Origin of the sequence: Nonomuraea sp. NEAU-A123 (assembly GCF_018603905.1) — a bacterium.
Classification (GTDB): Bacteria; Actinomycetota; Actinomycetes; order Streptosporangiales; family Streptosporangiaceae; genus Nonomuraea.
In genome coordinates this window covers 68365-85501 of record NZ_JAHFZZ010000006.1, presented here as the reverse complement: position 1 = coordinate 85501, position 17137 = coordinate 68365, and the positions used below count along the sequence as shown (strand labels likewise).

The 17137-nt window shown below is 70.5% G+C and carries 15 protein-coding genes; 1 reads left to right on the top strand and 14 read right to left on the bottom strand.

What is annotated here, in order from left to right; translation table 11 throughout:
• Positions 1-149: 149 nt before the first annotated feature.
• The 12 genes from ftsY to KLK06_RS19480 all read right to left on the bottom strand — a co-directional run bounded on the left by ftsY (position 150) and on the right by KLK06_RS19480 (position 13934).
• On the bottom strand, positions 150-1331 hold the full coding sequence (ftsY, locus tag KLK06_RS19535) for a signal recognition particle-docking protein FtsY (RefSeq protein ID WP_214636963.1): 1182 nt from the start codon (positions 1329-1331) through the stop codon (positions 150-152).
• 79 nt (positions 1332-1410) lie between these two features.
• Positions 1411-5121 (bottom strand): chromosome segregation protein SMC, encoded by a 3711-nt coding sequence (smc, locus tag KLK06_RS19530; RefSeq protein WP_214637442.1) that lies wholly within the window; start codon positions 5119-5121, stop codon positions 1411-1413.
• A gap of 186 nt (positions 5122-5307) precedes the next feature.
• Positions 5308-5502, bottom strand: a complete 195-nt coding sequence (locus tag KLK06_RS19525; RefSeq protein WP_214636962.1) for a hypothetical protein — start codon at positions 5500-5502, stop codon at positions 5308-5310.
• A 191-nt stretch (positions 5503-5693) separates the two neighbouring features.
• Positions 5694-5963 (bottom strand): acylphosphatase, encoded by a 270-nt coding sequence (locus tag KLK06_RS19520; RefSeq protein ID WP_214636961.1) that lies wholly within the window; start codon positions 5961-5963, stop codon positions 5694-5696.
• 120 nt (positions 5964-6083) lie between these two features.
• A complete protein-coding gene (gene mutM / locus KLK06_RS19515) occupies positions 6084-6929 on the bottom strand; it encodes a bifunctional DNA-formamidopyrimidine glycosylase/DNA-(apurinic or apyrimidinic site) lyase (protein WP_214636960.1) in 846 nt (281 codons plus the stop codon).
• Positions 6930-7649 (bottom strand): ribonuclease III, encoded by a 720-nt coding sequence (gene rnc, locus KLK06_RS19510; RefSeq protein WP_308127029.1) that lies wholly within the window; start codon positions 7647-7649, stop codon positions 6930-6932.
• A 241-nt stretch (positions 7650-7890) separates the two neighbouring features.
• A complete protein-coding gene (rpmF, locus tag KLK06_RS19505) occupies positions 7891-8070 on the bottom strand; it encodes a 50S ribosomal protein L32 (protein ID WP_033409409.1) in 180 nt (59 codons plus the stop codon).
• Position 8071: 1 nt separating this feature from the next.
• Positions 8072-8623 (bottom strand): DUF177 domain-containing protein, encoded by a 552-nt coding sequence (locus tag KLK06_RS19500; RefSeq protein WP_214636958.1) that lies wholly within the window; start codon positions 8621-8623, stop codon positions 8072-8074.
• Between the two features lie 70 nt (positions 8624-8693).
• On the bottom strand, positions 8694-9170 hold the full coding sequence (coaD, locus tag KLK06_RS19495; RefSeq protein ID WP_214636957.1) for a pantetheine-phosphate adenylyltransferase: 477 nt from the start codon (positions 9168-9170) through the stop codon (positions 8694-8696).
• Positions 9171-9185: 15 nt separating this feature from the next.
• Positions 9186-9752 carry a 16S rRNA (guanine(966)-N(2))-methyltransferase RsmD gene (rsmD, locus tag KLK06_RS19490; protein ID WP_214636956.1) on the bottom strand — a complete coding sequence of 189 codons (567 nt, stop codon included), beginning with the start codon at positions 9750-9752 and terminating at the stop codon, positions 9186-9188.
• Between the two features lie 422 nt (positions 9753-10174).
• Positions 10175-12355: an ATP-dependent DNA helicase RecG gene (gene recG / locus KLK06_RS19485; RefSeq protein ID WP_214636955.1), complete on the bottom strand. Its 2181-nt coding sequence runs from the start codon at positions 12353-12355 to the stop codon at positions 10175-10177.
• Positions 12356-12389: 34 nt separating this feature from the next.
• Entirely contained in the window at positions 12390-13934 is a 1545-nt protein-coding gene (locus tag KLK06_RS19480) for a DAK2 domain-containing protein (RefSeq protein WP_214636954.1), read from the bottom strand.
• Positions 13935-14136: 202 nt separating this feature from the next.
• Between KLK06_RS19480 and rpmB the strand changes: the two genes are divergently transcribed.
• Entirely contained in the window at positions 14137-14322 is a 186-nt protein-coding gene (gene rpmB / locus KLK06_RS19475) for a 50S ribosomal protein L28 (RefSeq protein ID WP_049556934.1), read from the top strand.
• A 73-nt stretch (positions 14323-14395) separates the two neighbouring features.
• On the opposite strand, the gene thiD is transcribed toward rpmB, so the two are convergent.
• Both thiD and KLK06_RS19465 read right to left on the bottom strand, forming a co-directional pair.
• Entirely contained in the window at positions 14396-15199 is an 804-nt protein-coding gene (thiD, locus tag KLK06_RS19470) for a bifunctional hydroxymethylpyrimidine kinase/phosphomethylpyrimidine kinase (RefSeq protein WP_214636953.1), read from the bottom strand.
• A 16-nt stretch (positions 15200-15215) separates the two neighbouring features.
• The gene (locus tag KLK06_RS19465; protein WP_214636952.1) at positions 15216-17054 is read right to left on the bottom strand and encodes a hypothetical protein; all 1839 of its coding nucleotides are present in this window, start codon (positions 17052-17054) and stop codon (positions 15216-15218) included.
• Positions 17055-17137: the final 83 nt, after the last annotated feature.

Sequence of the window (17137 nt, the reverse complement as noted above, 5' to 3'; positions counted from 1 at the left end):
TCGCCGCGCCGGTCAGTTTGACGGTTCCGGGTTTGTGGACGACGACCTTCTTCATGGGTGCTCATTTCGATCTATGGCTGAGGACCGCTCAATATCAACACGGCCTTGGTCAAACAACAACCCATTCCCCGGTAAGCCGCATTTCCATTTCACTTTGCGTTTTCGTCGCCCAGAATCGCGTCGACGAACACCTCCGGATCGAAGGGCGCCAGGTCGTCGGGGCCCTCCCCGAGGCCCGCCAGCTTGACCGGAACCCCCAGCTCACGCTGGACCGAGATGACGATGCCGCCCTTGGCCGTGCCGTCGAGCTTGGTCAGCGCGATGCCGGTGATGTTGACGACCTCGGCGAACACCTGGGCCTGCCGCATCCCGTTCTGGCCGGTGGTGGCGTCGAGGACGAGGAGCACCTCGTCGACCGTGGCCTTCTTCTCGATGACCCGCTTGACCTTGCCCAGCTCGTCCATGAGGCCGGTCTTGGTGTGCAGGCGGCCGGCGGTGTCGATGATGACGACGTCGACCTTCTCCTCGATGCCCCTGGCCGTGGCGTCGAAGGCGACCGAGGCGGGATCGCCGCCCTCGGGCCCGCGTACGACGTCGGCGCCGACCCGGTCGCCCCAGGTCTGGAGCTGGTCGGCGGCCGCGGCCCGGAAGGTGTCCGCCGCGCCGAGCACGACCTTCTTGCCGTCACCGACCAGCGAGCGGGCCAGCTTGCCCGTGGTGGTGGTCTTGCCGGTGCCGTTGACGCCCACGACGAGCACGACGGCGGGCCGCTCGCCGTGCTTCTGGATGTGCAGCGTACGGTCCAGGTCGGGGTTGATCTGGGCGAGCAGTTGCTCCCTGAGCAGCTCGCGCACCTCCGCGGGGGTGCGGCTGCCGAGGACCTTGACCTTCGTGCGCAGCTCCTCGACCATGGCGCGCGTCGGCGCCACGCCGACGTCGGCGGTGATCAGGCTCTCCTCGATCTCGTCCCAGACGTCGTCGTCGAGGCGGTCGCGGGACAGCAGCTCCAGCAGGCCGCGCCCGAGCGCGCTCTGCGAGCGGGCCAGCCGGGAACGCAGCCGCACCATCCGGCCCGCGGACGGCGGCGGCACCTCGATCTCGGGCACGACGACAGCGGGTGGCGCCGGAGGCGGGAGCGTGGTGGTCGCCCCCTCACCCTCCTCCGCGCTGGGCGCCGGACGCTGCTCGGGGAGCGTCGGTGTCTGGGGCGGCTGGGGCGGCTGGACCGGGGGCGCGGCCTTGCCACCCGGCCTGAAGAGCAGGAAAAGGCCGCCGGCCGCCAACAGGGCGACGACGACCACGATCACTATGACGCCGAGATAACCATCCACAACAGGTCAGTTTTCCAGATCGACCGGCATGCTGATGACCCGCGCCGCGCGGTTGGGGCCAATGGGGCCGGTGACGAGGTCAGGCGGACTCGCGCTCCCGGAGCCGCTGGCTGACCACCTGAGTGACGCCGTCGCCGCGCATCGACACGCCGTAGAGGGCGTCGGCGATCTCCATCGTCCGCTTGTTGTGGGTGATGACGATCAGCTGCGAGCTCTGCCGCAGCTCTTCGAAGAGCCGCAGCAGACGCTGCGTGTTGGTGTCGTCGAGGGCCGCCTCGACCTCGTCCATCACGTAGAACGGGGAGGGCCGCGCCTTGAAGATGGAGATCAGGAACGCCACCGCGGTCAGCGACCGCTCACCGCCCGACAGCAGCGACAGCCGCTTGACCTTCTTGCCGGGCGGCCTGGCCTCGACCTCGATGCCGGTGGTCAGCATGTCGGTGGGCTCGGTCAGCACCAGACGGCCGTCGCCGCCGGGGAACACCCGGGTGAAGATCTGCTCGAACTCCCGCGCCACGTCCTCGTAGGCCGAGGTGAACATCTGCTCCACCCGGTCGTCGACCTCCTTGACCACCAGCATCAGATCGCGCCGGGTCTTCTTGAGGTCTTCGAGCTGCGAGTTGAGGAAGGCGTGCCGCTCCTCCAGCGCCGCGAACTCCTCCAGCGCGAGCGGGTTGACCTTGCCGAGCTGGTTCATCTGCCTCTCGGCGATCTTGGCCCGCTTCTCCTGCTCCTCGCGTACGTACGGGATGGGCGGGTCGCCGGGGACCGGGGCCTCCGGGCCGTACTCGGAGATCAGTGACTCCGGCTCGACGCCGAACTCCTCCAGGGCGCGCTGCTGAAGCTGTTCGAGGCGGAGGCGCTGCTCGGTGCGGGCGACCTCGCTGCCATGGACCCGGTTGACCAGCCGGTCGAGCTCCTGGCCGAGCTCGCGTACGTGCAGGCGTACCTGCTTGAGCTCGGCGTCGATCGCGACGCGGGCCAGGTCGGCCTCGTCGCGTTCGCGGGCGGCGAGCTGGATGGACGCCCCCAGGGCCCTGAGCACCTGCTTGGCTCCGCTGCTCACGGCCGCGGCCACCGTCGCCTGCTGACGGCGCCTGGCTCGCTGGGCGGCGGCCTGGGCGCGTTCGTGGCGTTCGCGCTGGGCGGCCCTGATCAGGCCGTCGGCCCGGCCCTCGATGCCCTTGACCCGCTCTTCGGCGGTGCGGACCTGCAGGCGGGTCTCCATCTCGCGCTGCCTGGCGACCTGGCAGGTGCCGGCCAGGTCGTCGCGGAGCTCGGTGGTCGGCTCGGTCTCCAGCTCCTGCGCGTATTCGGCCTCGGCCAGCCGGATCTCCAGCTCGGCCAGCTCCTCCAGGCCCTCGGCGCGGGACTCCTCGGCCGTCGTGACGTTCTTGGCGAGGCGCTGGGCCTCGTCGCGGGCGGCGTCGGCGGCGGCTTCGAGCTGGGCCAGCCGCTTGGCCGCCGCGGCGTTGCGCTGGTCGGCCTCGCGCTGCCTGGCCCTGACCTGGTCAAGCGCGCTCTGGGCGGTGTTGACCCCGGCCTGGGCGGTGCCCGCGGCGGACTGCGCCTCGTTGACGTGCGTCTGGGCAGACTCCAGAGCCACCTGCCCGGCCTGCTCGGCGGCGGCGGCCTCGTCGAGCGCGGCGGCGGTCTCCTCGGCCCTGCCCTCGGCCTCCTCCAGGTCCGCGACGGCGTCGTCGAGCGCCGCCCGCACCTGCAACACGGAGGTGCCACCCTCGGAGCCGCCACTGGCCAGATGGGCACCGACGAGGTCGCCACCCCTGGTCACGGCGCGCAGCTCAGGATGGCGCTCCACGATCGCCCGGGCGGCAGTGAGGTCGTCCACGACCACGACGCCGGCCAGGACATGGTCCAGGGCGGCCCTGAGATGCTCAGGCACCGTCACCAGCGCGGCGGCCCACCGACTCCCCTGCGGCGCCGCCCCCAGGACCCGATCCGCGACCTGCCCGTCGAGACGCGCCGCCGCGGACTGGCCGTGGGAGTGCGCCACCAGGAGCGTCGCCTGGCCCGCTTCCTTGACGCGGAGTAGTTCCAGCGCGCCTATCGCGGTGTCCACCGTCTTGACGGCGATGGCGTCGGCGATCGGCCCGAGGACGGCCGCGATGGCCGGCTCGGCGCCCGGGGTGACCTGCATCGACGCCGCCAGGGGGCCGAGCACCCCGGCCAGGTCGGTCTCCAGGAGGGCCGCGCCGCCGTCGCCCTTGGCCAGGCCGAGCTCAAGGGCCTCGCAGCGGGCCCGGAGGGCGGCCACGGTCTGCTGGGCCTTCTGGTCGGTGGCGCGAGCCGTGGCGATGCCCGATCTGGCGGCCTGGAGGGCGGTTCGCGGCGCGTCGAGCGCGGACTTGGCCTGCTCGACGGCGGCGCGAGCCTCGTCGGCCGCCGCCTTGGCCTCGTCGACCAGCGCCTGGGCGGCGGCCAGCTCCGCGGCCAGCGCGGGATCGACGGCGGGCTCCTCCAGCCGCCGCGACTCCAGGTCTTCACGGGCCTGGCGCTCCCGCCCGGCGGCCTCGGTCACGGCGCGCGTGAGGCGGCCGATCTCGTCTTCGGCGGCGCGCGCCCTGCTGCGTACGGAATCGACCTGGCCGCGCAGTTTGGCCAGGCCCTCGCGCCGGTCGGCGGCGGCCCGGGAGGCCATGGCGAGCCGCTGCTCCTCGGCGCTCAGCTCGGCCTCGGCCTCGGCGCGCCGCTGAACCGCCTCTTCCAGCAGGTCCTGGGCGTGCTCCAGCTCGGCCTGAAGGATCAGCTCGTGCTCGCGGGCCTCGGCCGCCTCGCGTTCGAGCTCTTCCGGGTCGCGCCCGCGCCGCTCGATGGCGGCCGCGTCGAGCGCGTGCCGGTGCCGCTCGGCGGCCAGTTGTTCGAGGCCGGTGATGCGTTCGCGCAGGGAGGAGAGCCGGAAGTAGGTCTCCTGGGCGGCGCTCAGCCGGGGCTGGGCCTCGGCCTCGGCCGCCTCCAGGGCGGCCTCACGCTGCTGGCCCTCGGCCAGCTCGGACTCCACCCTGGTGCGCCGAGCCAGGATCGCCGCCTCGTCGGCCGCCTCGCGCTCCAGGGTCACGCGCAGGACGCACACGTCGTCGGCCAGCAGGCGCAGCCGGGCGTCGCGCAGGTCCGCCTGGATGACGGCGGCCTTGCGGGCGATCTCCGCCTGGCGGCCGAGCGGCTTGAGCTGGCGGCGCAGCTCGGTGGCGAGGTCCTGGACGCGGGTGAGGTTGGCCTGCATCGCGTCGAGCTTGCGGAGCGCCTTCTCCTTGCGCTTGCGGTGCTTGAGCACGCCCGCGGCCTCTTCGATGAACGCGCGCCGGTCTTCGGGGCCCGCGTGCAGCACGGCGTCGAGCTGGCCCTGGCCGACGATGACGTGCATCTCGCGGCCGATGCCCGAGTCGGACAGCAGCTCCTGGATGTCGAGCAGGCGGCAGGTGTCGCCGTTGATGGCGTATTCGCTCTGGCCCGACCTGAACATCAGGCGGCTGATCGTGACCTCGGTGTAGTCGATCGGCAGCGCGCCGTCGGTGTTGTCGATGGTCAGCGACACCTCGGCCCGGCCGAGCGGCGGCCTGGAGGAGGTGCCGGCGAAGATGACGTCCTCCATCTTGCCGCCGCGCAGCGACTTGGCGCTGTGCTCGCCCATGACCCAGGCCAGGGCGTCGACGACGTTGGACTTGCCGGACCCGTTGGGGCCCACGACGCAGGTGATGCCGGGCTCGAAGCGCAGAGCGGTCGCGGACGCGAACGACTTGAAGCCGCGCAGGGTGAGGGTCTTCAGGTACAAGACCACGCCCCCTTCACCGTCAACCGAGCTTTCGCCGAAAAGACTACTGGTCTTCACCGCCCCGCGAGGGCGTGTGCAGTCGGGGCCGCGCCGGTTGGGCAAAGGAGGGATAAATTTCGATGAATATCCGCAAAATAACAAGGGACGCCTCTTCGAGACGTCCCTGGGTCTTGCGCTCCGGCACCCTTAGGTAAGTGCCGGCTCGCGCTCTTGCATACGGCTGAACGCCTCGTCGCGGGTTTGCGCCGCAAGAGCGTCATTCGTGGCCTGGAGTCGGATGAGTTCTGCCTCCAAATCCCGGATCCGCTGTTGCAGACGGCGCATCTCCGAGACCATTCGAGGGTCAGGACCGCCGACGTGGCCGAGTAGAGCCTTCGCCATGGTAAAGGGTCCTCCACGCTGAGTGACCAGACTGGTTCGCGCACTTCTTATTCCGCGGGAGGGGTGCGCGTGGTACCTAACAAGAGTCGCACCGGCAGTGTGGGCGGTCAAGTCGAACGAACCGCGTAGACCATCCCCCGGGCACTCCCGACATACAACTATACCCTATTTGGGCGGTTAAACGAAACCCCTCACCGCTCAACAAACCCCCCCAAACTACCTCGGGCTTCACTCCAACGTTCCACCACTCCATCAACTCTGCCCGGCGTGTCGCAACCTCTGAGCAGCCCTAGGAGCTTGACGCAGGCCTCTTCAGGGCCTTCCATCACGACTTCCACCCGGCCGTCGGGCCTGTTCCTCGCCCACCCCGTGAGTCCGAGCTCCAGCGCTCGCGCGCGCGTCCACCATCGGAAGCCCACGCCCTGCACCCTCCCCCTCACCCATACCGTCAGCCTCACCATGGGATCTCCCCTTTTTTCCTTTGCGGCTCCGTGACCGCCGCACGGGGCTTGCGGCGCGGCGGGCTGGGCGCCGTACCCCCATTCTCCAGACATGGGGCCGGACCTGTCCTTCGGGCTCGCTCAGCGGGGCTTTCGCTGGCAGGTCGGGCAGCTGTAGGACGAGCGGTTCATGAACGGGTCGCGCCTGATCGGGGTGCCGCAGCGGGAGCAGGGCTCGTCGCGTCTGCCGTAGACCTCCAGGGAGCGCTCGAAGTAGCCGCTCTCCCCGTTGACGTTGACGTAGAGGCTGTCGAAGGACGTCCCGCCCTGCAGGAGGGCGGCGCCCATGACCTGGCGGACGGCGGCCAGGAGTTCGGCGATCTTGGGGCGCGTGAGGGTCTGGGTGGGTCGTGCCCAGTGGAGTTTCGCCAGCCAGAGGGCCTCGTCGGCGTAGATGTTGCCGACGCCGCTGATCAATGACTGGTCGAGCAGGGCCCGTTTGATCTCGGTCTTCTTCTTGCGGAGGTTCGTCGCGAACGTGTCGGCGTCGAACGACTTCTCGAACGGATCGGGGGCGATGTGCGCGATGGGCGCGGGAATGCCCTCGACCAGGGGGGTCAGCATGACGTGGCCGAACGTCCGCTGGTCCACGAAACGGAGATCTGAGCCGCCGTCGGCGAACCTGAGCCGTACTCGCAGATGCTTCTCCAGCGGCGAGTCGGGCGGCACGATGAGCAACTGGCCGCTCATGCCCAGATGGGCCAGGAGCGCCTCCTCGTCGCCCGAGAGCGGCAGCCACAGGTATTTGCCGCGACGCTCCGCCGAGAGCACCGTGCGCGCTCTCAGGCGCGCGGAGAACTCCTCCGCGCCCGGCACGTGGCGTCTGGTGGCGCGGGGATGGAGCACCTCGGCCGAGGCGATCTCCCGGCCGGTCACCCATTCGGCGAGGCCGCGGCGGACGACCTCGACCTCCGGAAGCTCTGGCACCTAGCCCGCCGGCTGGCTCTCGCGCTGCTCGCGGCGGGCCCTGATGCGGGTCCACGCCGCCTCGGCCGCCTGCTGCTCGGCCTCTTTCTTGCTGCGTCCGGTGCCCGAGCCGTAGGACTCGCCGCCCACGCGCACCTCGGCGGTGAAGGACTTGGCGTGGTCGGGGCCGCTCTCCTCGACGTGGTATTCGGGCACGCCGAGCGCCTCGGAGGCGGTGAGCTCCTGCAACGAGGTCTTCCAGTCGAGGCCGGCGCCCAGCGACGCCGAACGGACGATCAGCGGATCGAACAGCAGGTGCACGACCCGGAACGCCTCGTCGAGGCCCTTGTCGACATAGACGGCGCCGATCAGCGCCTCCAGCGTGTCGGCCAGGATCGACGACTTGTCGCGGCCGCCCGTGCCCTCCTCGCCCCTGCCGAGCCGCAGGAACCGGCCCAGGCCGAGCGTGCGGGCCACATCGGCCAGGGCACGCATGTTGACCACCGCGGCCCGCAGCTTGGCCAGCTGGCCTTCGGGCAGGTCGGGGTGGTTGCGGTAGAGGGTGTCGGTCACGACGAGGCCGAGCACCGAGTCGCCGAGGAACTCCAGGCGCTCGTTGGTGGGCAGGCCGCCGTTCTCGTACGCGTAGGAGCGGTGGGTCAGCGCCCGCTCCAGGATGTCGGCCCCGAGGCCGACCAGCAGCACCCGCTCCAGCTCTTCTCTGGCGACCTCGACGGCCACCGGCTTAGGACCTGCGCCCACGTGCTTTCCTCCTCGGACATCTTCACAAGGCGCGACGGCTGCGGAAGATGCCCGAAAACGTGGTGGGCGTCGGGGGGACGAGACCCCGGCGTCCACCACGGCCGCGGGCGAACCGCCACCGCACGCGTCAGACGGTAACGCCGACCGGGGCACCATGGCACCCGGTCGGCAGTGCGTCAAACCCTTTGAGCGGTCACGGACCGCTCACCAGGCGGTGCGATCAGGCGGACGGCTCGATCACCTGACGGCGGTTGTAGGTGCCGCAGGTCGGGCACGCGATGTGCGGCTGCTTCGGCGAACGGCACTGCGGGCAGCTCACCAGGGCGACAGCAGTCGTCTTCCACTGGGAGCGACGGGCGCGGGTGTTGCTCCGCGACATCTTTCGCTTCGGGACGGCCACGTCACTTCTCCTGATCGTTATCGTTCTCGGTAACCAGACCTTGCAACGACGCCCATCGGGCGTCGATCTTCTCGTGCCGGTGGTCATCGCCGGCCTCGGCCAGCTTGACCCCGCATTCCGTGCAGAGGCCCGTGCAGTCTTCGCCGCAGACGGGACTCAGCGGCAGTGCGAGCACCGCCGCGTCGCGGAACGTCGGCTCGAGGTCGAGTAGTTCGCCGTCGAGCAGTGAATCCTCCTCCGAGGCGTCCTCGTTGGAGTAGAAGAACAGCTCCTGCAGGTCGACCTCGATCTCCGAGGTGACCGGGTCCAGGCACCGCACGCACTCCCCGGCGAGCGGGGCCTGCGCCGTGCCCGAGACGAGCACGCCTTCCATCACTGCTTCGAGCCGGATCTCCAGCTCGACTTCGGCGTCCTTGGGGACACCGATCATGTTGACGCCGAGATCCACCGGTGCCGGGAGGGACAGGGTCATCCGCTTCATCGAGCCCGGTCGCCTACCCAGGTCGTGAGTGGAGATCACCCAAGGGGAGCGGGGGTCGAGGTGCTGAGTCATCTGCTCTCGCTAGGCATGGCGAAATTATCGCCGTCGTACAAGGCCGAAATGAAAGGATACCAGGTTGGCGTCAGCCCCTGAGCCGCTCGATGAGGAGCTCGTGGACCAGGTCAGGCACCAATCCGGACACGTCACCACCGTATCGGGCGATCTCCTTGACCCGGCTGGAGGACAGGAAGGAGTATTCGGGGTTCGTCGGCATGAACAGCGTCTCGACCCCGGACAACCGGTAGTTGAGCTGGGCCATCTGCAGTTCGTAGTCGAAGTCGCTGACCACCCTGATCCCCTTGACGATCGCGGGGATGCCGTTCTGCTTGCAGAAGTCTACGAGCAGACCGTGGAACTTCCGCACCTTGACGTTCGAGTACTCCTTGGTCACGGTGTGCAGGACCTCGATCCGCTCATCGACCGTGAACAGGCCGCTCTTCTCGAGATTGATGAGCACAGCCACGGTCACCTCGTCGTACAGCCGGGCAGCCCGGCCGATGATGTCGAGGTGGCCGTTGGTGATGGGGTCGAACGACCCCGGGCAGACAACGCGGCGCAAAACGCCTCCCCAGGTCTACGGGTTCCCGGCGGCGCGACCGTACCAAACGGACGCTTCGCCGTAGCGACGGACCCTCTCCTCAACGTAGCCTTCAGGCCACACGAGGGCCTTTCCCCTGCTTTCCCGCTCGAACGCCACCAAAGCCCCATTGATCAACCAGCCGTTGTCGCGCAGGGACTCCAGCACGCGCGTGACCTCACTGTCGGTGACGGCGTAGGGCGGATCCGCGAAAACTATGTCGTATCCGCCGTCATCGGGTTTTGCCAGGAACCGCTCCACCTTGTCGGCCACCACCCGGGCCCCGTCCAGCGCCAGCGCCTCGACGTTCGCCTTGATCGTCCGGACGGCCCTGGGGTCGGACTCCACGAGCACCGCGCAGTCCGCCCCCCGGGACAGCGCCTCCAGCCCGACGGCCCCCGAACCCGCGTACAGATCGATCACCCGGGCCCCCTCCAGCCCGTGCAGGGAGTCGAGGGTCAAGAAGATCCCTTCTCGCGCCCTGTCACTGGTCGGCCTCGTCCCGCGCCCCGGCGGCACGGCCAACCGCCTGCCACCCGCGCTCCCCGCGATGATCCGAGTCATGCGGACCATTGTTCCGCATGTCCACGCAGGTCAAGAGTGGACAAGTGTCGGCCTCGAGTACGCAAGGGTGATTCCCAACGCGCGGAGGGTCTCGCATGATGGGTCCTGCGGCCTTCAAGGTGACCCAGTTGAAGGCCGACCGGCGTGATCGTGAGCCCTTCCGCACGCCGGTTCCCTCGGCACCTGACCCGAGGGTGGGCCCAGCCGGGGACGGCATTCGGGGGGAGGCCGTCCCCGCGGCTGGGCACCATATCAACATCAAGATCAAGGGCTTTTTTTGTTTTTACGGCACGGCCGGGTTGGCCGCCACCCGCCATACGTGGCTGAGGGCCTCCAGGAAAACGGCCGCTGAACCCGCACATGGTCGGGCGCCGTTACGTGCGATTCTTACTCAGATTCCGTGGACTCTCTGCGGGCCGTTCTCAGGTCTTCTCCAAGTACTCCGCTTTTTCGTCTGCCAGCAGGCGGTCTATCTCCGCGCGCAGGGCGTCGTTTGAGGTCAGGGCTGGGTCGGCTGCCAAGAGGGCCCCGGCGTCTTCTCTCGCTGTTTCTATGACGTCCTCGTCGCGGAGGAGTTGGAGCAGCTTCAAGGACGAGCGTTTGCCTGATTGGGCGGCTCCTAGGACGTCGCCCTCTCTGCGTTGCTCCAGGTCTACGCGGGACAACTCGAAGCCGTCGAGGGTCGCGGCCACTGCCGACAGGCGGGCTCGAGCGGGGGTGCCTTCGGGGAAGTCGGAGATCAGGAGGCAGAGGCCGGGGAGGCCGCCGCGGCCTACTCTGCCGCGGAGTTGGTGGAGCTGGGAGACGCCGAAGCGGTCGGCGTCCATGATGATCATGACTGAGGCGTTGGGGACGTCGACGCCGACCTCGATGACCGTGGTGGCGACGAGAACGTCGAGCTCGCCGCGGGTGAAGGCGCGCATGATCGCGTCCTTCTCCTCCGGCGGGAGCTTGCCGTGCAGGACGCCCAGCCGGAGATCGTGGAAGGGCCCCTCGGAGAGCAGCTCGGCCACGTCGAGGACGGCCAGCGGCGGGCGCCGCTCCTCGTCGGACGACGGCGGAGCCGCCAGGTCCCCCTCGTCGCCCTCCAGATCGCCGATGCGGGGGCAGACGATGTAGGCCTGCCTGCCGAGTGCCACCTCCTCGCGAACCCGCTCCCAGGTGCGCTCCAGGAAGTGCGGCTTCTCGGCGGCGGGCACGACGTGGGTGGTGATGGGCGCCCGGCCCGAGGGCAGTTGCGACAGCGTCGAGACCTCCAGGTCGCCGAAGACCGTCATGGCGACCGTGCGCGGGATCGGAGTGGCGGTCATGACCAGCACGTGCGGACGGCCGCCGCCGGCCTTCTCGCGCAGCGCGTCACGCTGCTCCACGCCGAACCGGTGCTGCTCGTCGACCACGACCAGCCCCAGGTCGGCGAACTGGACGTGCTCCTGGAGCAGGGCGTGCGTGCCCACGACGATGCCCGCGGTGCCGGACGCGGCGTCGAGCAGCGCGGACCTGCGCGCGGCGGCGCCCATGGAGCCGGTGAGCAGGGTGACGGCCGTGCCGCCGAACATGCCGCCCTGCGCGAGGTCGCCCAGCATGCCGCGGATCGAGCGGTGGTGCTGCTGGGCCAGCACCTCGGTGGGCGCCAGCAGCACGGCCTGGCCGCCCGCGTCGACCACCTGCAGCATCGCGCGCAGCGCCACCACGGTCTTGCCCGCGCCCACCTCGCCCTGCAGCAGCCGGTGCATGGGGTGCTCCAGCGCCAGGTCGGCGGCGATCTCCTCGCCGACGAGCGCCTGCCCCTCGGTCAGCGTGAACGGCAGGCGTCCGTCGAAGTCGGCCAGCAGGCCGTCACCGCGCCGGGGGCGTGGCTTGGCGGGCCACGCGGTCGCCGCCTGCCTGCGCTGCAGCAGCACCGCCTGGAGGACGAACGCCTCGTCGAACTTCAGCCGCTTGCGCGCCCGCTGCATGTCGGCGAAGTCCTTCGGCCGGTGGATGGCCACCAGCGCCTCGCCCAGCTCCTCCAGCCCGCGACGGGCCCGCAGCGAGACGGGCAGCGGATCGTCGAGGGGCCCGAGCGTGTCGAGGACCACGCCGATCGCCCGCCTGATCGCCCACGGCGTCAGGTCCTTGCCCGCCGGGTAGATCGGGACGGGCGCCGCCGCGAAGTCCTCCGCGCTCGCCTCACCCTCCTCGAACAGCTCGAACTCCGGATGCGACAACTGCCAGCGCGGGTTGGTCCTGGACCCGAACAGGCCCACCTTCCCGGCGAACATGCCGCGCCGCCCGGGCTTGAGCCGCGACTCGGCCACGTGCGAGCCCTTGCCGAAGAACGCCAGGTAGATCTTGTTGCGCCCGCCGTCGACGACCTCGGCCTCCAGCCAGGTGCCGCCGCGGTTGCGCATGGGTTTGCGCATCAGCCTGGTGACCTCGCCCACCACGGTGACGTGCTCGTCGACCTCCAGCGCGTCGAGCGAGGTCAGCTCCCCGCGCTCGGCGTAGCGGCGTGGGTAGTGGCGCAGCAGGTCGCCGACCGTCTCCAGGCCGAGCACGCTGTGCAGCAGCTTGGCGGTCTTGGGGTCGAGCGCTTTCGTCAGGGGCTCGTCGAAACGGCTCACGGGACTATGTTCTACCGCCTGCGGCCGACAGGAATCATTCGACACCGATGAGCAGCGGGTAACCGCCCTGTTCTCCGTCGTAGACGACCAGGTCCACGTCGGGCCTGATGGCCCCGAGGTGCGCTTCGACGTGTCCGGCCAGCCGTACCGGCGCGTCGGCGCCCGTGACCAGGGTGACCAGTTCGCCGCCGCCCGCCACCATCCGGTCCACGACGAGCGTGGCCACGTCCTCCAGCGTCTCGCCGATCACCGACACGTCGCCGTCGATCAGCCCGAGCACGTCACCGGGACGGCACACGCCCGCGCTCGTGACCGCCTCGCGGTCGGCCACCACCAGGTGACCGTGGCGCGTGTGCCCGGCCGCGTCGGTCATGGCCACCACGTCGTCGTCGAAGCGGCGCAGCGGATCGTGTACGGCCAGCGCGGCAAGGCCCTGCACGGTCGCCCTGGTGGGCAGCACGCTGACCACGACGCCGTCCTCTCGGGCGATCTCGGCCGCCGCGGTCGCCACCGCCCGGGCGCCCTCGTCGTTCGGCAGCACCGCCACCTCGCTGCCCGCCTCCCGGATGGCGGCCAGCATCGCGGGCAGCGTGGGCCGCGTACCGGGGTCCCGGCGCACCACGACCGCGCCGCACTCCTCGAACAGCGCCGCGATCCCGTCGCCCGCCGCGACCGACACCACTCCCCTGCCCGCGCTGGCCCGGTGCGTACGCTCGGCCAGGTAGGTGATCCTGATCCGGTACGGCCGGCCCGCGCGCAGCGCCGCCTCGACCGCGGGACCGGCCTCGCCGACATGGACGTGGACGTTCCACAGGCCACCGCCGCCGACCACCACGAGCGAGTCGCCCATCGCGTCGAGCTCCTCGCGCAGCTTGGCCACCGCGTCGTCGTCGGCGTCGAGCAGGTACATCACCTCGTAGCCGGCGCCCACCTCGGTCATCGGCGAGATCCGCGCGGTCGGCGCGGGCACGTCGTAGCGGTCGCTGTGGGAGTCGGTGATCACCCGTTCGAGCGACTCCAGGATGATCGCCAGCCCGGCGCCGCCCGCGTCCACCACGCCGCTGCGGGCCAGCACGTCGAGCTGCTCGGGCGTGCGCCGCAGCGCCGCGCGCGCCGCCCCGGCCGCCCGCCGCGCGACCGCCGCGAGGTCTCCCGTCACCTCTTGTACGGCCCGCGCCGCGGCCTCCAGCACGCTCAGCACGGTGCCCTCGACCGGCCTGGCCACGGCCTCCCTGGCCAAGGTGGCCGCCCGCAGCAGCCCGGCGCGCAGGTCGGAGCCGTCCTTCAGCACCTCCGCGAGCCCGCGCAGCGCCTGGCTGACGATGACCCCCGAGTTGCCCCGGGCGCCGATCAGCGCGCCGTACGAGAGCGTCTGCCACATCACCGCGGCGTCCACGTCGTCGGGCAGCGCCTCGACCGCCTCGGCCGCGGAGAGCATGGTCAGGTGCAGGTTGGTGCCGGTGTCGCCGTCCGCGACCGGGAACACGTTGAGCGCGTCGATCTCCGCCTTGGCGCCGCCCAGCGCGTCGGTGGCCAGGCGAGCCCAGCGGCGTACGGCGGGCGGGTCGAGAACCTCCATCTGCGCGCTCCGACCTCCCAGGATGCGCTACCGTTCATGGAGGAGGATATCGCCGCATCTGGGCCCGTCTAGTGCGCGAGTTCGCGCCCAGTGGTGCGGATCGGATATTCTCGTCTGGCTGGCCGGGTGTCCCGGCATGCCCTTCGCCCGGAAAGCATCAAGCGGACAGGGCTACACATCGACTGTTTTAAGGAGCGATACCGTGGCTTCCGTCTGCGATGTCTGCCGCAAGGGGCCGACCTTCGGCAACAACGTGTCCCACTCGCACCGCCGCACCCGTCGTCGTTGGAACCCCAACATTCAGACGGTCCGCGCGGTCATCGGCGGCACGCCGAAGAAGCTCAACGTGTGCACCTCGTGCATCAAGGCCGGCAAGGTCACTCGCTAGCCGGTTCCGACTTTCGCGCAAGCCCGCCTGCTCGATACCGAGCGGCGGGCTTTCGCCATGTCCGGGGGCGGACTCAGCGCCAGCGCCAGGCGTGGTCGACCGGGCCGATGCCGTCGCCGAGCGGGAAGCCACTGGCGATGGCGCCCGTCACATACTCCTTCGCCTTGCCCACCGCCGTCGGCACGTCGTCCCCCAGCGCGAGGCGGGCGGCGATCGCCGAGGCGAGCGTGCAGCCCGTGCCGTGCGTGTGCCGGTTGTCCAGGCGCGGGGCGGAGAAGCGATACTCGCTCGTGCCGTCCGTGAGCAGGTCCACGGGCTCGCCGGGCAGATGGCCGCCCTTGATCAGGGCCCAGGTGGGGCCCAGCTCCAGGATGGCGTCCGCGGCGCGGCGCAGGCCGTGCTCGTCCTCGACCTTGACCGAGGTGAGCTGCTCGACCTCCCACAGGTTGGGGGTGACGACGGTGGCGACCGGCAGCAGCCGCGTCCTGACCGTCTCGACGGCCTCGGGCGCCAGCAGCGGGTCGCCGTGCTTGGAGACGCCCACAGGATCGACCACCACCGGCGCCGGGTACGAGCCGAGCACCTCCGCCACGACCTCGACCAGTCCCGGCGAGGCCAGCATGCCGGTCTTGACCGACTGCGCGCCGATGTCGCCGAGCACCGAGTCGAGCTGCGCCCGTACGGCCTCGGGCGGCAGCTCCCAGTAGCCCTGGACGCCCAGCGAGTTCTGGGCGGTCACCGCGGCGATGACGCTCATGCCGTGGACGCCCAGAGCGAGCATGGTCTTGAGGTCGGCCTGGATGCCCGCGCCGCCGCCGGAGTCGGAACCGGCGACGGTCAGCACGCGTGGAGGGGTCGTAACCGTCATATCGCCCATCCAACCATCTGGCCGGTTAGTTGACGGCGCACTCCCCGCCGACCATGCCGCAGTTCGCCGGTGTGGCGCCGCGGCCCGTGGCCGAGATCGTGAGCTGGGTGGAGCCGCCCGTGTCGAGCGACTCGGACAGATCGATGATCAGCAGATCGCCGTCCTGTGTCCACCCGCCGCCCGTCACGTCCAGCACCCGGCCATGGATGGGCAGGGAGACCGTGGCCGACGGCAGCGTCACCCCGGAGGAGTTGACGACGTCCAGGTGCGCGGTGTAGCCCACGAGCCCCTGGTTGACCACGTCGAAGTTCAGGCTCACCGACTGGCCGCCCGCGGGGGCGACCGTGGCAGAGGACTGGGGATCCACGGGGGCGCCCGTATTGGGGTCGTTGATCGTCGTGGACTCCTCGGTCGGCTCCTCCGTGGGGCTCTCCGTGGGACTCGCGACCGGCTCCCTCGTGGGCCTGACCGGCTCCTTCGTCTTCGTCTTGGTCGGCGTCGGTGTCGGTGAGGCGCTACGGCGCGGCGTGCGCACGTTGACCGTGGCCGACGGCTTCGGGGTGTTGGCGGGCTTGGTCTTCTCCTCGGTCGGCTCGTCGGAGGGCTCCTCCGTGTCCTCCTCCTCCGGGGCCGACTCGGTGACCTTCGGGCCGGGCTGGTTGGAGACCTGTACGGCGGCGCAGGTGGTGCCGGCGCACTTGCCCGGGTCGTCCGAGGAGCTCATGAACTTGACGCCGGCGACGGTGCCGCCCAGGACGACGGCCACGGCGGCGACCGAGAGCAGCGCCACCTTGCCCCGCCCGCCACTGGGTGGTGCGGCGAGCACGTCGGGGTCGGCGTCCCGCTTCTTGCGGCCACGGCGCCTGCGCGGCTCCGGCTCGTCGAGCGGCTCGTCCGACGACCAGCCCGAGCCGAGGAAGCCGTTGTCGGCGTTGTCACCACTGTCCGCCCAGGCGGGCGTGGGCGCGTCGACCATGGTCGGCGCGCCGTACACCTTGATGTCGCCCGGCGCGGGCGGCTCGTTCGGCGGCGGCCCGAACACCTCGTTGGAGCCGAAGACCTGGGTGGCGCCGAACGGCTCGTTGAAGTCACGCGTCTCGTTCGAGGAGGGCTCCCCGGCGGGGCCAGGTGGCCGGCCGGCGTCCCACTCCGGACGCGTGAAGGCGCCGGTCGTCTCGAACGGCCCCTCCTGGCGGTTGAACCCGCCGGCTGGAGGCTGCTGCGGTTGGTTGAACACGCCCTCGGGGGGCAGGAAGGCCCCCGTGGTCTCGGTGGGCCCCTCCGGGAACGCGCCCGGCCCCCCAGGGGGCCCTGCGGGCCGCGGGAACGCCCCTTCAGGCCGCGTGAAGGAGTCGTCGGGAGGCATGATGAACGCACCCGGAGCCCCCTCGGGCCGGGTGAAGTTCCCTCCGGGGCCTTCCGGGCGCGTGAACACGCTCGGGGGTTCGGCGGACGACTCCGAGGGCCTGCCCGCGGCCTTCGACCGCGGCGGCGGCGCGAACGCGCCAGTCGTCTCGAACGGGTCTGGCCGTACGTCAGGAACCGATGCGAGCGGGACCGGTCCAGCCGGGGCTGGTCCGCTTTCCCGTTTCGGCATCGGCGCCCACTGGCCTGTCACCTCGACCTGGTCCGGCGGCGAGGGCCAGCCTGGCGGCTCGGCCCCTTGCTCGTCCGGGCCCCAGAAGGCGCTCTTGGCGGTCGGATCCGGGACGGCGGCCCACCTCGCGGCGGGGTCGGTGGTGAACCTGAGGTCCTCCTGAGAATCGTCGGAGCCCTCGTCCCCCCATTCATCCTCGTCGTCAGATCCACCTGTGCCGTGGCGGCCCATATGGCTGCCCTTTCTGCCGGTTACAGTGGCCGCCAATCTTCATAACACCTTTACTACGGCTTTGTCCCAGCATTCCCGGTAGTCACACCCCAAATCCGCCAAACCTTACACAAATCGCG

What these genes read in the sequence shown, in the direction of transcription:
- KLK06_RS19525 (WP_214636962.1), bottom strand. Translation starts at nt 5,502, where the DNA reads ATGGCGAAGGCTCTACTCGGCCACGTCGGCGGTCCTGACCCTCGAATG.
- KLK06_RS19520 (WP_214636961.1), bottom strand. Translation starts at nt 5,963, where the DNA reads ATGGTGAGGCTGACGGTATGGGTGAGGGGGAGGGTGCAGGGCGTGGGC.
- KLK06_RS19500 (WP_214636958.1), bottom strand. Translation starts at nt 8,623, where the DNA reads ATGACTCAGCACCTCGACCCCCGCTCCCCTTGGGTGATCTCCACTCAC.
- rsmD (WP_214636956.1), bottom strand. Translation starts at nt 9,752, where the DNA reads ATGACTCGGATCATCGCGGGGAGCGCGGGTGGCAGGCGGTTGGCCGTG.
- KLK06_RS19480 (WP_214636954.1), bottom strand. Translation starts at nt 13,934, where the DNA reads ATGGAGGTTCTCGACCCGCCCGCCGTACGCCGCTGGGCTCGCCTGGCC.
- thiD (WP_214636953.1), bottom strand. Translation starts at nt 15,199, where the DNA reads ATGGGCGATATGACGGTTACGACCCCTCCACGCGTGCTGACCGTCGCC.